This window comes from Pseudoalteromonas xiamenensis, assembly GCF_030994125.1.
Classification (GTDB): Bacteria; Pseudomonadota; Gammaproteobacteria; order Enterobacterales; family Alteromonadaceae; genus Pseudoalteromonas; species Pseudoalteromonas xiamenensis_B.
Genome location: NZ_CP099917.1, coordinates 3,568,938 through 3,585,155 on the forward strand (window position 1 = coordinate 3,568,938; position 16,218 = coordinate 3,585,155).

The 16,218-nt window shown below is 43.0% G+C and carries 9 protein-coding genes; 8 read left to right on the forward strand and 1 reads right to left on the reverse strand.

What is annotated here, in order from left to right; genetic code table 11:
- The first annotated feature begins 496 nt into the window (after window positions 1-496).
- From NI389_RS16735 to NI389_RS16760, 6 genes are all read left to right on the forward strand, one after another.
- Complete coding sequence (locus NI389_RS16735; RefSeq protein WP_308360951.1) at window positions 497-3,289, forward strand: TonB-dependent receptor; 2,793 nt, start codon at window positions 497-499, stop codon at window positions 3,287-3,289.
- An 80-nt stretch (window positions 3,290-3,369) separates the two neighbouring features.
- Entirely contained in the window at window positions 3,370-4,872 is a 1,503-nt protein-coding gene (locus tag NI389_RS16740) for a tryptophan halogenase family protein (protein ID WP_308360952.1), read from the forward strand.
- Between the two features lie 25 nt (window positions 4,873-4,897).
- Window positions 4,898-6,697: a glycoside hydrolase family 13 protein gene (locus tag NI389_RS16745; RefSeq protein ID WP_372588637.1), complete on the forward strand. Its 1,800-nt coding sequence runs from the start codon at window positions 4,898-4,900 to the stop codon at window positions 6,695-6,697.
- Window positions 6,698-6,998: 301 nt separating this feature from the next.
- Entirely contained in the window at window positions 6,999-8,795 is a 1,797-nt protein-coding gene (locus tag NI389_RS16750; RefSeq protein ID WP_372588607.1) for an alpha-amylase family glycosyl hydrolase, read from the forward strand.
- Window positions 8,795-10,276 carry an MFS transporter gene (locus NI389_RS16755; protein ID WP_308360954.1) on the forward strand — a complete coding sequence of 494 codons (1,482 nt, stop codon included), beginning with the start codon at window positions 8,795-8,797 and terminating at the stop codon, window positions 10,274-10,276. Before NI389_RS16750 ends, NI389_RS16755 begins: the two co-directional genes overlap by 1 nt.
- 76 nt (window positions 10,277-10,352) lie before the next feature.
- Window positions 10,353-12,746: a glycoside hydrolase family 15 protein gene (locus tag NI389_RS16760; protein ID WP_308360955.1), complete on the forward strand. Its 2,394-nt coding sequence runs from the start codon at window positions 10,353-10,355 to the stop codon at window positions 12,744-12,746.
- Between the two features lie 78 nt (window positions 12,747-12,824).
- Here the strand turns inward: NI389_RS16760 and NI389_RS16765 are convergent, their stop codons facing one another.
- Window positions 12,825-13,844, reverse strand: coding sequence for a LacI family DNA-binding transcriptional regulator (locus NI389_RS16765; RefSeq protein ID WP_308360956.1), 1,020 nt, complete (start codon window positions 13,842-13,844; stop codon window positions 12,825-12,827).
- A gap of 282 nt (window positions 13,845-14,126) precedes the next feature.
- Between NI389_RS16765 and glk the strand changes: the two genes are divergently transcribed.
- Complete coding sequence (gene glk, locus NI389_RS16770; protein ID WP_308360957.1) at window positions 14,127-15,140, forward strand: glucokinase; 1,014 nt, start codon at window positions 14,127-14,129, stop codon at window positions 15,138-15,140.
- A 9-nt stretch (window positions 15,141-15,149) separates the two neighbouring features.
- Window positions 15,150-16,166, forward strand: a complete 1,017-nt coding sequence (locus NI389_RS16775; RefSeq protein WP_208843047.1) for a LacI family DNA-binding transcriptional regulator — start codon at window positions 15,150-15,152, stop codon at window positions 16,164-16,166.
- The last annotated feature ends 52 nt before the right edge of the window (window positions 16,167-16,218 follow it).

Genomic DNA, 16,218 nt, shown 5'->3' on the forward strand with positions numbered 1-16,218 from the left:
AAATCACATTGTCAGATTAGTTTACCAATAAAGGATGCAGTAATTGATGTAGAGGTCAGATGTCCTCTGTAGCCTCATTAAATTTGATGGTTTGCTACGCGAAGTAAATACTTTATTGGTATGACCAATTTACTTTCGATGCTGGTTTACACATTAATCATCCAGAATAACGAAAATAAATGACAAGTATATGATTCCGAACCTAAATTTGGGGCAAAAAAGTTTAAAATAAAAGTGAACTTTTTAAAGTTCTATTAATACATCTAATTTTTCAACTAAAACAAAGGTATACGCAAAAATCATGTGAATATTTTGTGAAGTTAAAGATTTTGACCTACGTTTGAATACGTATGCATAAAGTTGTTTAAGAAAAAAGGTGAGAGCTACTATTTGTGACGACAACAAACGTCGCTAGTAAAAAACACAAAAAATCAAAGTTGAATACACCGCGATATGCGGTTACTGGCAAATAAACGGCTTAATGGGATAAAACACTATGTCAATGTTCAAACCAAGTATGCTCACTTTAGCACTTGTTGCTGCTGGCGTGAGTAGTTACTCGTCATATGCAGCAGAAGAGCAAGCACAAAAAGAAGACGAAAAAGCGGTAGAAGTAATTGAAGTCAAAGGTTTCCGTGCAAGTGTGGTGGAATCAATTAACACCAAACGTTTTTCTACTGAAGTGGTGGAGTCAATCTCTGCAGAAGACATTGGTAAACTACCGGACTCTTCTATTGCTGAGTCAATTGCTCGATTACCTGGTTTGACAGCTCAGCGTCTTGATGGACGTGCAAGTCGCGTGTCTATTCGTGGTTTCGGTGAAAACGAAAGTGCCACGATGTTCAATGGCAGAGAGCAAGTGTCTATCTCAGACAACCGTGGCGTAGAGTTTGATCTTTACCCTTCAGAAATCATGAGTGCGGTTACGGTGTACAAAACACCAAGTGCATCATTAGAAGCTGAAGGTATTGCCGGCGTTATTAACATGCAAACAATCAAGCCTTTGAGTGTTGATGAGCGTGCGTTGCAGTTTAATGGTCAAGTTGAAGAAACTAGTTTTGACAAACTGAATCCTGATGGAAATAAGCGCGGATACCGTGGCACGATTTCTTACATTGATAAATTTGCAGACGACACGATTGGTATTGCGTTTGCTTACACTTCAATGAGCTCGCCAAACCAAGAAAAACGCTGGAATGCTTGGGGTTACCCTGAGTTTGAGGCGGGTGGTAAAAAGTACTCTATTTTAGGTGGTGCAAAACCATTTGTACGTTCTTCTACACTTGAGCGTGACTCGGTTATGTTCGTACTTGAAGCCGCACCATCAGACAAATTGTCAATGGTTTTTGATGCACTTTATGTTGATTTTAAAGATGAGAAAATTCTGCGTGGTATTGAAATCCCATTTGCGTGGGGCCAAGGTCAAATTCCAGCAGAATACGCGACAGTTGATGATGCAACAGGCTTTATCACCAGTGCGGCAACGATTGGGCAACGAGTTGTAGTACGTAACGACTATGAAGATCGTAAAGCGGACCTTAAATCATTTGGTTTTAATTCGAAATACGATATTGATGACCAATGGCGTGTTGAGTTTGACGCGAGCTATTCAAAAGTAGAGCGTGAAGTTTGGAGTTTAGAAAGCTATTCAGGTACTGGCCGTGGTGACGGACGCGGTGAAGCCGATAACATTGCTTACGCATTCAATGGCAGCAATGCTGGTGCGCAGTTCGGGCACAACCTTGATTATAGTGATTACGACCTGATTAAAATCGGTGGTCCTTTGTCATGGGGTTGGAGCTCTGCACTGAATGAAAAATACGGCGTGGTTGGAACTGAATATGAAAACCAACTTCAAGACGGCTTTATTAATGCACCTACGGTTGACGATGAGCTTAAATCACTAAAATTGGCTGCTAAAAAGACCATCGAAAGTGATTTTGTCAACGCGGTAGAATTTGGTGTGTCATACCGCGACCGTGAGAAAACGAAAGTGTCTGAAGGTTACTTCATGACGGTAAGTTCATTCTCATACCCTGATAATCCAGGCATGTTAACTGTACCTGAGAAGTATCGTTTAGGTACTGCCAATCTTGATTTTATCGGCATGGGTAATATGATTGCCTATGATTCACGTCAAATGGTTGCAGATGGCATGTTTGGGTTACTAGCGGAAAGTCTAACGAATCCAAGCCATGCAACTAAGTCATGGTCTGTTTCTGAAGAAGTAACAGCGGCATTTGTTCAGGCGAATATTGATGCTGAAGTTGCAGGTTTTCCTGTAAAAGGTAATGCGGGTCTTCGTTACGTTCGTACGCAACAGGCGTCAGATGGTAATGCTTTTGGTGTTGTCGATGGTAAAGTTCAATTATCACCAACGCACATTGAGCACGATTATTCTCATTTATTGCCGAGCTTAAACTTGTCGATGACGCTTGATGATACTCAAACACTACGTTTTGGTGCAGCAAAAACAATTTCTCGCCCACGTTTGGATGAGATGAATGCGTCGATTAATGCGAAATACAATCTAACTCCAGATTCAAATGGTAATTACTGGGAAGTAGAGGGTGGTAACCCGACTCTTGAGCCTAAAGAAGCGATTGGTGTTGATCTTACTTATGAAAACTACTTCAGCCCAGAAGGTTACTTCTCAGTTGCTGTGTTCAATAAAAATCTAACGAATTGGATTTTTGACGGTAACTATGCAATTGATATGACAGGTGTGGCTGACCCATCAACAGGTGAAGTGCCACCTAACAGCCAAGGCACAGGTAAAGGTAAGGTAAATGGCGGCGGCGGTACTCTTTGGGGTTACGAGCTTTCACTTGCACTGCCATTCAACCTATTCCACGAAAGTTTAGAGGGATTTGGTTTAATTGCTAGTCACACAAAAGTGAAGTCTGACATTCAAGACCACAAAGGCGACGATTATCAGTTACCGGGTCTTTCTGATACGATTCAAAGCTTAACAGTATACTATGAGCGTAATGGCTTCCAAGCTCGTACGAGCATGCGCAAGCGTGATGACTTCAAAGGCGAAGTATACGGTCTAGGTTTTAACACAGATCAAGTAGATATCATTGGTGAAACAATTTGGGATGCTCAAGTTGGTTACGATTTCAGTGAAGGTGGCATTGAAAGCTTGAAAGGTCTAACTGTGACGTTCCAAGTTCAGAATATCACAGAAGAGCCGTTTACATCGCTTTCTGGCGACAACGCACTGCAAGTTCGTGATTACCAAGATTATGGTCGTACTTACTTACTTGGCTTTAGTTACAAATATTAATTCGTGACAAAGTTGCGGAATTAATCAAAAGCCCCTGTTGTACTTGTACTACAGGGGCTTTTCCATAATAGGGTTACGCAATGAATAAGAACAAAATTAAATCTGTTGTGGTAGTCGGTGGTGGGACTGCTGGGTGGATCACGGCATCCTTGCTCTCCAAAGTTTTAGGCAAAGTTGTTGATATTACCCTTGTAGAGTCTGATGACATTGCAACCATTGGTGTGGGTGAGGCAAGTATTCCTCCTATGCAACCCTTCAATAATGCATTGGGTATCGATGAATCGGTTTTTATGAGTCAAACCAAAGCCACGATAAAACTTGGGATCCAATTTGAAGGGTGGGGAAAATGTACAGATTCGTATATGCATGCATTTGGGGGGATTGGTAAGAATTTCCCATTCTGCGATTTTTACCACTATTGGTTGAAGGCTAGAAACGAAGGCTTTGGCGGAGATTTTTGGGACTATTCACTAAACTACCAAGCTGCAAAAGCGGGTAAATTTAGCCACTTGACCAATATACCGAATACACAACTACCCGGCCTTTCTTACGCCTATCATTTTGATGCCGGGTTATATGCTCGATTTCTTCGAAATTTTGCCGAACAATCTGGTGTAAAGCGCATTGAAGGTAAAATAAAACACGTCAATCAACAGGAAGAAACCGGCTTTGTGACTGAGCTTCAACTTGAAGATGGTGTGCAAATCCAGGGGGATTTATTTGTCGATTGTTCGGGACTACACGCCTTATTAATTGATAAAACACTTAACGCAGGATTTGATGACTGGTCTCACTGGTTATTGTGTGACCGAGCTATAGCAATACCTTGTGAACATGAGACAACGGATATTGTCCCTTACACACGCTCGATTGCGCACTCGGCTGGTTGGCAGTGGCAGATCCCACTTCAACACCGTATCGGGAACGGCCTCGTTTATTCGAGTCGCTACATGACGGATGATGAAGCGAGAAAAACGCTTTTAAATCATTTGCCTGGAAATCCAATTGGTGAACCACGATTTATCAAGTTTAGAACAGGGCGAGTCCATAATCCATGGACAAAAAATGTCATCGCAATAGGCTTATCAAGTGGGTTTTTGGAACCGTTAGAGTCGACCAGTATTCATTTAATTCAAACGGCCGCGGTTAGGTTGATTAAGCACTTTCCTCATAATGGCATTAGTTCAGTTCAGGTTCAAAAATTTAACGAGCAAAGTCGGGTTGAGTTTGAACGTATTCGCGATTTTATTATTTTGCACTACAAACTAAATGAGCGAAATGACAGTTCATTTTGGCGACATTGCGCCCAAATGGACGTGCCTCCGTCGTTGGCGAATAAGCTTACTTTATTCAAAGACACAGGTAAGTTGTACCGAGACGATGAAGAATTGTTTACCGAAATAGCTTGGCAGCAAGTACTCATTGGGCAAGGTTTTTTACCCAATGACCATCACCCTTTAGGCGAGATGCTCTCAAAAGCACAACTCCAAGATATGTTCGAAAGTCTCAATACGTTGGTCACAGAAACAGTAAGAAATTTGCCTTCACACAACGAGTTTTTAAAGCGAGTAATACGTGCCTAAATCAATCAATACCATTTTAATTTCGATGTTGCTTTGTAGCCCTCTGACGTTTGCGTTTAACGCTGTAACACGAGTTGAACCACTCAATTGGTGGGTAGGGATGAGCAATCCAACGTTACAGATTATGGTGACAGCGCCAAACGCAAAACAGTCATGGGTACTAAAAAACTATGATGGTGTGACTCTTGAATCAGTTGAGTTTGGCGATAGCCAAAATTATGCCTTCATTAACCTAAATATCTCTGAAAAAGCTAAACCCGGTGAACTAGAGTTATCCAGCAGTGACGAGAAATATCGTTTTTACTACACGCTTTCAGCCCGAGCCAAAGGCAGTGCAGAACGAGAGGGATTTTCAACCAAAGACGTCATTTACCTAATTACTCCAGACCGATTTGCGAATGGAGATGAACAGAATGACTCTCTAGCATCCATGAAAGAAAAAGCGGATCCCACTTTCCGCGGAGGGCGCCATGGTGGAGACCTATCTGGTGTAATAACGCATTTAGACTATTTACAGAAACTAGGAATTTCCCAATTGTGGCTCACCCCCGCGCTTCATAATGATATGGAAACCTATTCGTATCATGGGTATTCGATTACCGATCTTTATCTCGTCGATCCTCGCATGGGTGATAACTCGTTATACAAAACGCTTTCAATAGAAGCAAAAGCGCGAGGAATTGGACTTATTATGGATATGGTTCCCAATCATATCGGAAGTGAACATCCTTGGATGAAAGATTTACCAACACACGATTGGATTAACTACAAAGGCCAGTTTGTCGGTACTAGTCATGCTAGGCAAACGGTCCAAGATACGCATGCGAGCGAATTTGATAAAAAACGCTTTACGGATGGGTGGTTTGTGCCAACGATGCCAGATATGAATCAACGAGTTCCATTCTTACGCAATTACCTGACACAAAATGCAATTTGGTGGATTGAATTTGCTGATTTAAGCGGCTTTAGAGTCGACACTTTTCCTTACTCAGATAAAACCTTTTTGCAGTTCTGGCTAAAATCCATTCTAGCGGAATACCCGAACTTTAATATCGTTGGTGAAGAGTGGACCGCTGAAGCTGGAATATCTGCTTATTGGCAAAAAGGACATCAAAATAAAGATGGGTATGAGTCTTACTTGCCTACGATGATGGATTTCTCGTTGCAGCAAGCGTTGGTTAAGGCGCTGAATGAAGAGGAAAACTGGAACACAGGATGGATCCATGTTTATCAGTCAATTGCCAAAGATTTTCAATTTGCAGATCCAAATAATCTTCTTATTTTTGGTGATAACCATGATATGAGCCGTATCTATACTCAGCTCCACCAAAACGTTGAAAACACGAAACTAGCGATGACCTTGCTGTTAACGATGCGAGGTATCCCTCAGCTTTATTACGGCACTGAAGTTTTGTTAGATAATGGTGAATCAGACGATCATGGCGATATTCGTATTGATTTTCCGGGTGGTTTTAAAAACCAGCAGGTAGATGCCTTTACTGGTGAGGGACTATCGCGAGAACAGCGCGAGATGCAACGATACACAGAAAAGTTACTTGCGATTCGACATAACCATCCAGCATTACAAAATGGTGATTTGATTCATTTTAGTCCATTTGACGAAATGTACGCCTATGCAAGAGGAGGTGAACATCCCATTCTGATTATATTGAACAAAGGTAATGAACAGAAAACTGTGGATATGAATCGATTCGCAGAAATTATACGTGGAAAGGTTTCCGCAACAGAGTTGTTGAGTGGTCAGATGTATGAACTCGAAAACGTGAGGATTGGTGCAAAGTCAGCATTGTTATTGGCGCTTTGAGGAAGTTACAGCGACTAGATGCAATCCAAACGTATCCTCTGGAACGTTTCCAATTAGACAGCGATTTGTACCGGCTAAAAATGGTTCATCCTCAAAAATACACAACAGAGGTTGGACCATTGGTAAAGGTAAATTGCCCGCTAAACTGCGTGATTGAAGGTTGAATACGTATGCAAATGGTTTCCGTCATAGAGTCATAAAAGTAGACTCAATGTGATAATAAGATGACAACAACATCCATATGATAAAACTTAAAAAACAGCATCATGTGCGCGGCCTATTTGCATTGATGGCAGGATTAATGACGAATAGTGTTTCGTTCTCTGCGAGCGCCTCTAACTCTGTCACGGAGAACGAGGCAATGCTTAGCCCGCTTAAGTCGTTAGAGAAGCCTGTCGTTTATCAGGTATTCACACGCTTGTTTGGCAATAAGAATTCAACAAACAAACCATGGGGAACGTTAGAGGAAAATGGGGTTGGTAAGTTTTCTGATTTTACACCAACGGCACTCAAGGAAATAAGCGCATTAGGTGCAACACACATCTGGTACACTGGTGTTTTGCATCATGGCGTTGTTGCAGACTATTCAGAATACGGCATCACGAATGACGATCCCGATGTCGTAAAAGGACGTGCTGGTTCACCTTATGCGATCAAAGATTATTACAACGTTAATCCAGATCTTGCCGAGGATCCAGCCAAGCGTCTTGCAGAGTTCGAGGCGTTAATAACGCGCTCCCACGATGCAGGATTAAAAGTTATCATTGATATCGTCCCCAACCACGTTGCACGAAATTACCATTCGATCACATTGCCACATGGAGTTCAAAACTTTGGTGAAACGGACGACATCACCGTTGAGTATCGCCGAGACAATAATTTTTACTACATTCCCAACAAAGCATTTGCTGTGCCTGAAGATATAAATTATCGACCTCTTGGAGGGCAAAAACACCCGTTACTCGATGGCAAATTCGAAGAGACGCCGGCCAAATGGACGGGGAACGGCAGTCGAGAAGCTAAACCGGGAATTCATGATTGGTACGAAACGGTTAAAGTAAACTACGGTGTAAGGCCAGATGGCAGTTATGATTTTGAACAACTCCCAGAGCATTTTTCGTCGTTGCCCTATCAAGCTCATGCAGAGTTTTGGGCAACAAAATCGGTGCCGAGTAGCTGGACCAAATTTAGACAAATTGTTGAATATTGGTTAGACAAAGGGGTCGATGGATTTCGCTATGATATGGCCGAAATGGTCCCTGTGGAGTTTTGGAGTTATTTGAATTCTTCCATAAAAATGACCAATCCCGATGCTTTTTTACTCGCGGAAGTTTATAACCCAACACTTTATCGACCATTTGTACATCAAGGTAAAATGGATTACCTCTATGACAAAGTCGGGTTCTACGACAACCTCAAAAACTTAATGCAAAGTCATGGTAGTGCGAAGGCAGTTTGGCAAGCATATGACTCCGTAAGTGACATTGAATCGCACATGTTGCACTTTCTTGAAAACCACGATGAGCAACGCATTGCGTCACCTGAATTTGCAGGAAGTGCTGAAAAGGGCAAACCAGCAATGGTTGTGTCACACTTGATCTCATCCGCCGCGACAATGATTTATTTTGGTCAAACAGAAGGCGAGGATGGTTCTGAATACGCCGGTTTTGGACAACCAAGCCGCACCAGTATTTTCGATTATATTGGGGTTCCCGCCCATCAAGCGTGGATGAATGGGGGGAAGTTTGATGGTGGAGCACTGACTTCAAAACAACGAGAACTGCGTAATTACTATCAAAAGTTACTCAATCTACGTTCGCTAGAGGTTGTCAAATCAGGCCAGACATATCCTCTGTTACCCTCCAACGATACTTTACCTGTTATCGCCTTCGAGCGTGCTAACAACGACACCAGTTTAATTGTAGTAAGTAACTTCTCAGAGTTGTCGCAAGACATCTCTTTGTCTTTACCAAAGCACGTAAACAGCGTGTTAGTCGACATTTTAGAAAGTAACCCAAAACAAGAATTACGTTCAGATACTCTGAACCTTACACTCGCGCCACTTTCAAGCGCGGTCTATCAAGTTGAGAAAGAATAATGCAAAAACAAAAACCACAGTTGAGTTTTTGGCAAATCTGGAACATGTGCTTTGGTTTTCTGGGCATTCAATTTGGATTTGCCCTACAAAATGGCAATGTGAGCCGAATTTTTCAAACTCTCGGTGCTCAGGTAGATGACATTCCTATCCTATGGGTCGCGGCACCACTTACAGGTCTTATTGTCCAACCTATAATTGGATATTGGAGTGATAAAACGTGGGGTCGATTGGGTCGCCGAAGACCGTTTTTCTTATTTGGGGCGATTCTGACCACGTTGTCTTTGTTTGTCATGCCTAATTCACCGACGCTTTGGATCGCGGCCGGAATGCTTTGGATTATGGATGCATCGATTAATGTCACCATGGAACCATTTCGTGCGTTAGTAGGAGATAACCTTCCTCTTAAACAACGAGCATCAGGTTACGCAATGCAGAGTTTCTTTATTGGCGTAGGTGCAGTTGTTGCTTCGTTAATGCCGTGGATAATGACAAATTGGTTTGGTTTAAGTAATACCGCACCAGAAGGAATTATTCCTCAGTCAGTCCAGTATGCGTTTTACTTCGGTGGTGCGATTTTGTTTTTTGCCGTCTTTTGGACCGTTTTCAAAACAAAAGAATATACCCCTGAAGAGTTGGCTTCTTTTGAGGCGGCGGAAAAGGGGGATGAAGAAAGTACCACTATACGCACACTAAACTTTAGCAAAGTTGCATTGGCGCTTGGCACCTCAGGCGGCTTGGTATTGTTAACCGTGGCGAGTCTGCATTTAGAAAAAGAACTGTATCTATTGGCAATTTTGTTATTGGGCTTCAGTGCTGTTTTGTTGATTGCCGGATACATGCAGAACAAGCAAAACGTTGAAAATGGCTTTTTTCACGTGATATACGACTTAATTTCGATGCCACAAACCATGCGTCAACTCGCTTGGGTGCAATTTTTTTCTTGGTTTGCACTTTTTGCTATGTGGATTTACACCACCGCTGCTGTTACAAGCTTTCATTACCAAAGTACAGATACAACCTCTAAAGCATTTAATGATGGCGCGGATTGGGTGGGCGTTTTATTCGCTGCTTACAATGGCTTTGCTGCATTGGCCGCAATGTGTATCCCGTTTTTAACACGTCGATTTGGACTAAAAATCGCCCATGCGTTTAATTTAGGGTTGGGTGGAGTTGCGCTTGTCAGCTTCAAGTTTATTAGCGATCCGACCTTGTTGTGGATCCCTATGATTGGCGTAGGCTTTGCGTGGGCTTCGATTTTATCGTTGCCTTACGCTATGTTAAGTAACGCTGTGCCAGCTAAAAAAATGGGTGTGTACATGGGGATTTTCAACTTCTTTATCGTCATTCCACAATTAATGGCAGCGAGCGTACTCGGTCTAATTTTAAAGCATGCATTTGGAAACGAACCGATTTATGCGTTGATTATCGGTGGCGTGTCCTTTTTATTGGGTGCCGTCGCGGTTTCGAGGGTTAGGGTGTAAAGCAAAAATGCACATGACAGCGCTGAGAAATAACGAAAAAGCTCTGTCATCGTTCAATATGATAAACGAGGATAATATGAAAAAAATAAGCATTATCAGTGCATTGGCGCTAGCTGGCAATTTAGTCGGTTGTAGTCAACCAGTCACACAGTCGATAGAATCTGTTGCGCCGGGCGCCCCAGGCGATAAGCCATTTTGGGCATATTCAGGCAAAACAGGCATCGGTACTTCCTATGAAGCCTATTATGAAGGCCGTTACAGTGAGAATGAAGTCACAGGGCCTGTCTCGAAAGTGTGGTTTTCAATTGCGCAAGGTATTATTACCGAATCCATGTTTGGGCTTATCCATGAAGCGCAAATCCGAGATATGCAATTTGTAATCGTGGGTGATGATTTTACGGTAACAGAGAAAGATGCATTGGATGTGTCGGTGGACTATCTTTACAAAGATCCGCAAGGACGTCCTCTATCATTAGCATATAAAGTAGTCAGTAAAGATCCTAAAGGCCGATTCTCGCTTGAAAAACACATTTTCACCGATCCTGACAGCCAAACACTCTTTGTACGCTCCATTTTGCATACTCAAAGAACTGACCTCCAACTTTACGTTAATGTGAATCCATACGTGAATAACAGCGGAATTGGTGACACGGCATTTGTTGCAAAAGAGGGTCTGGTTGCACATGAAGCAGATAAATACCTCACGTTGCAAGCAAGTAAGCCTTTTGCTTCGGCGAGCGTGGGTTTTACAGGTCAAAGTGACAATTTAGCAGAGCTTAAAATGTCGCAGAAAATTAAAAAAGCCTATCAAAATACTGGGCAAGAGACCGGTAACATCAATTGGTTAGCTTCAGTTGGAAATGTAAAGGACGGTGAGGCCGTAGATTTTGCCTTGAGTTTCGGGCTTAGTGAAAAACTTAGTTTTGCAGAAGGTGAAAAGTCACTAAAAGCAGGTTATCAAAAGGTACTTAGCAACTTTAACGGTGTTGGTGAAGCCTATGGTTGGGAAGATTATTTAGCCAGCTTAAAACCCCTGAATACCTTGTATGCGACAACAACGGATAATGGCAAGTTGTTAAACACGTCAGCGATGGTATTGAAAGCTCAGGAAGACAAAACGTATGCGGGCGCTCTTATCGCGTCGTTATCTAATCCTTGGGGCGACACCGTTTCTGCAGAAGAAGGGAAAACAGGTTACAAAGCGGTTTGGGTACGCGACTTCTATCAAGTCGCCATGGCGTTTATGGCGATGGGCGATACAAAAACAGCACTGACAGCCTTTGAATATCTGCAAAAAGTACAAGTTTCTGAATCCACACCAGGAAATCAAGGCGATTCAGGTTGGTTTCTTCAGAAAACACATGTTGACGGTGAGCTTGAGTGGGTTGGGGTCCAACTTGACCAAACAGCAATGCCAATTATGTTGGCTTGGAAACTTTGGCAAGCAGGGGAATTGAGTACCGAAAAGCTCGAATACTGGTACTTCAATATGCTTAAACCAGCAGCCGATTTTCTTGTTCATGGTGGAAAAGCGAAAATTCTGTGGAATGACACCGACATCAAACCACCAATGACGCAACAGGAGCGTTGGGAAGAACAACCAGGTTATTCGCCTTCAACGACAGCCGCAGTGATTGCTGGCTTAATTACCGCGAGTGACATTGCGAAACAAGTCAAAGACGATGAAAACAGTACATTGTATCTTGCGACTGCGATGAGATATGACGACGCGGTCGAACAGACCATGTTTACCACGAATGGTACGTTACCATCTAAGCAATCGGATGGTCAGTATTTTATTCGCATTGGTCAAGATGCGAATCCTAACAGTGACAGTACATTAAATCCGAATAACGGTCGGATAGGGATGGATAAAAAGCAAATCATTGATGGTGGCTTTTTAGAATTAGTTCGTTATGGCGTACGTCAAGCAACAGCACCGAGCATCGTTGCGAGTTTACCTGAATATGACGACGAAAGCCTTGAAGACAATCTACGTGTTCACTACTCGTTTTCGTTCGACGGTGTTGAAGGTACTTTTCCTGGATACCGCCGATATGGCAATGACGGTTACGGCGAAGATTTGGTGAGTGGTGCAAATTACGCATCCACGGGTCACAATTCGGAAAACCAACGTGGCCGAGTTTGGCCCTTCTTCACTGGTGAACGAGGTCACTATGAACTTGCCGCTGTTACCCAAAAGGGTGAAGTAACGGCTCTGCAAGTAGATCAAATTCGAAATACCTATGTTAAAGGCATGGAGTTGTTTGCCAATGAAGGCATGATGTTACCAGAACAGGTCTGGGATAATGTTGGAAAAAATACTCAAGATTATCAATTTGGCGAAGGCACAAACTCTGCGACGCCACTGGCTTGGACACACGCAGAATACGTGAAGCTAATTCGCTCGGTGTCAGACAAACAAGTTTGGGATTATTACCCGATTGTCGAAGAAAAACTGAATAAATAGTGAAAAGCCGGCAAATGCCGGCTTTTTTATTGGACGATGTTGCAATGAGTCGGCTGCCTAGACCATTATCTAGGGTCATCAACTCGTCGATGAACGAACGATGAGTTTCGGTGGGAGCAACGTTGATTCGACGGCTTCACCACGGATCAGGTTAAGCAAATTTGCGACGATCATTTGGCCTGCAAGCGTGGTATTTTGCTGTACGGTGGTTAATGCGGGCGATACATAACTGGCCGCTGAAATATTATCAAAACCAATCACACTCACTTCTTTTGGCACGTTTATTCCTGCTTCTTGCAAAGCCTTAATCGCACCGATTGCAATGAGATCGCTTGCGGCAAACAGTGCATTGAACTTAACATTGTTGGCAATGAGTGACCGAGTTGCATGGTATCCAGACATTTCTGTTGAAATCGCATTGGCAATATTACGCTCGCTGAACAAGATATTGTGTTCGGCTAAACCGTCTCGAAATCCTTTATAACGGTCAAAAAATTCTGGACTGTGATTGGAAGCATCTCCAATGAATACGGCATTCGTGCGACGAATTTGTACTAGATGCTCTGCGGCGAGTTTGCCACCACCGTAGTTATCACACTTGACGGTGAGATCCGGACGACCATCAACCGTTGCTCCCCAACATACAAACTTTGTATTGTTGTCGAGCAACCTCTGCAGTCGTGACTGGTAGTCAACATAGTCGCCATACCCCAGTAAAATAATACCGTCAGCACGGTGACTGTCTTCGTAATCCGCCCGCCAGTCATCGCTTATTTGCTGGAACGAAACGAGTAGGTCGTAACCCTCTTTTGCACATGCTCGTGTAATGCTGCCAAGCATGTTTAAGAAGAAAGGATTTATTTGAGAGTCGTCGCCAGTGGGATCTTCAAAAAGCAAACAAGCAAGTGTGCTACTTTGTTGCGTGCGCAAATTACTCGCGTTTTTGTCGACTTTATAGTTTAACTCTCGCGCAACTTCGCGAACTCGACGCTTGGTTTCTTCATTCACAAGAGGACTGTTTCTCAATGCTCGAGAAACAGTCGATTGAGATACGCCAGCGTAATGCGCGATGTCAAAGGAAGTTGCTTTACCTTTCATAAACTACCTCAACTAAAATCATTACGTCATTGTCGGTGAATTGACATTTTTTTCAACCAATTTTGCGTTTGCTGGAAATTTTTTATTGCTGAATTCTGACACCGGTGTCATAATGTCACTGTTTTATCATTTTGTTGTCAAAACGTATTGGCTGCCCTTTGCCGAGGGCAGCATTTTTTTACTTTGGTAGGCGTGCAACTTATTACATCAAAGTAAATAAGAGGATAAAGGTGGCTGCACCTTAATAACGGTCGATAAGGCCACGACAAACGAGAAAACAACATGACACAGACAACAAGTCCAAGGACAACAAATCAAAGTCAAACTGACTTTTCACCAATCTTAGTAGCTGACATCGGTGGCACCAATGCTCGTTTTGCCGTTGCTACTGATTTCGACATTCAAACCAATAGTTTTGTTATTGAACACCTCTCAATTTACCCAAGTGCCAACTTTAGTGCTTTTGAAGCGGCAATCGCCCGTTTTTTAAATGAGCTCGATATTGATAGGCCGACACGTGCGTGTCTCGCCGTCGCGGGGCCAATAAAAGGGCCTCAGGTGTACCTTACAAATCTTGGGTGGCAGTTCAACGCAGAAGAAGTGAAAGCGGAATTTGGATTTGAATCATTTCTTGTGATCAATGACTTTGCTGCATTTGCGTTTGCAGCGCCTTATTTGGACGAATCACAAAATTTACAAATTAAGTCAGGACAGTCTCAGGCAAATAGTAACATTGCCGTTATGGGGCCGGGTACCGGATTTGGTGCGGCTTGCCTTGCTCGTGACATCAACGGCAGTGCAGTTATGAGTTGTGAGGCAGGACACATTTCGCTTGCAGCAGTGACAGAACTAGACAAACAATTATTAAAGGTTTTGCAGGCGAACAATCAGCACGTTTCTATCGAAACGGTGTTTTCTGGCCCTGGCATCGTGCGTTTGTATGAAGCAATGTGCGAAGTGCATGGACAAGAACCAGAAGATTTGAGTGCAGCTGAGATAGCAGCGAAAGCGCCGGAATGCAAAATGTGTGATGCGACACTTAATCACTTTTGTGATTGGATTGGCAGCGTTGCGGGTGATTTAGCATTGACATTTGGTGCATTAGGCGGTGTATATATAGGTGGTGGGATATTGCCACGAATGACTGAACGCTTGTTGCGCAGTCGTTTTGTAGACCGTTTTAGCGAAAAGGGATTGATGTCTCAATATACTAAACAAATCCCAGTGACACTCGTTACTCAAGAAAACATTCCGTTTATTGGGGCGGCAGCGTGTTTACATGGACGAGGTAAGTAGTCGGCGTTTATGAAAAAAGTAACCATTAATAGCGTAGCAACCTATGCGGGTGTGTCTAAAAAGACGGTGTCTCGCGTATTGAATAATGAACCTAACGTAAGCCCTGCAACACGTGAAAAGGTGTTAAAGGTATTTAAGGAATTGGACTACACGCCCAATCCAATTGCGCGGGGTTTAGCGAGAAATCGTAGTTTCATTATCGGTTGTTTATATGACAATCCAAGTAAAAGTTACATCACACGAGTCCAAAGTGGTGCGCTTGAGGCTTGCCATAAATTTGGTTACAACCTTCTTATTCACCCGTGCGAACTTCGTGGTGAAGCACTGATCGAAAACATTGAACAGCTGTTACAAACTTCGCGTTTGGATGGTTTAGTGCTCACCCCACCGTTTTCGGATTCGAAAGAGCTTGTTGCCTTTTTGAAGAAAAAAGGGCTGCCATATGCGCGCGTAGCTTCTGCTATTGAAGAAGATGATTCAATTAGCGTTCGTAGTAATGATGAACAGGGGGCGCTTGAGCTGACTGAGCATTTAATTAAACTCGGGCACAAAGAAATCGCGTTTATTAAAGGTCACCCAGATCACTCTGCGACAGAACTTCGTTTTAGTGGTTACAAGAAAGCACTAGCAAATCATGGTATTGCATTTGAACCTCGATTAGTTGCAGAAGGTAACTTTAGTTATCATTCAGGGGCTGACAGTGCGAAGACCATTTTGGACCTAAATCCACGTCCTACGGCTGTTTTTGCGTCAAATGATTACATGGCTGCTGCGGTATTAAAACTGGCAACACAACGTCAACTCAAAGTACCAGAAGCACTCTCCATTGCGGGATTTGATAACGCACCGATTGCGCGCCATATTTGGCCTGGTTTAACGACGATTGCTCAACCGGTAGAGGAAATGACGCGATTGGCGGTAGAGCATTTGATCCTATCGATTACCGAATCGCCGGATATGGTATTCCAAACTGTTCTTGAAGCTAAACTCATTTGCAGAGAGTCAACGGCTCCACTTGAGAAATAAAGATTTCAGTTACTTGTCAAAGGCACCTTCGGTGCCTTTTTTCGTTATGCGT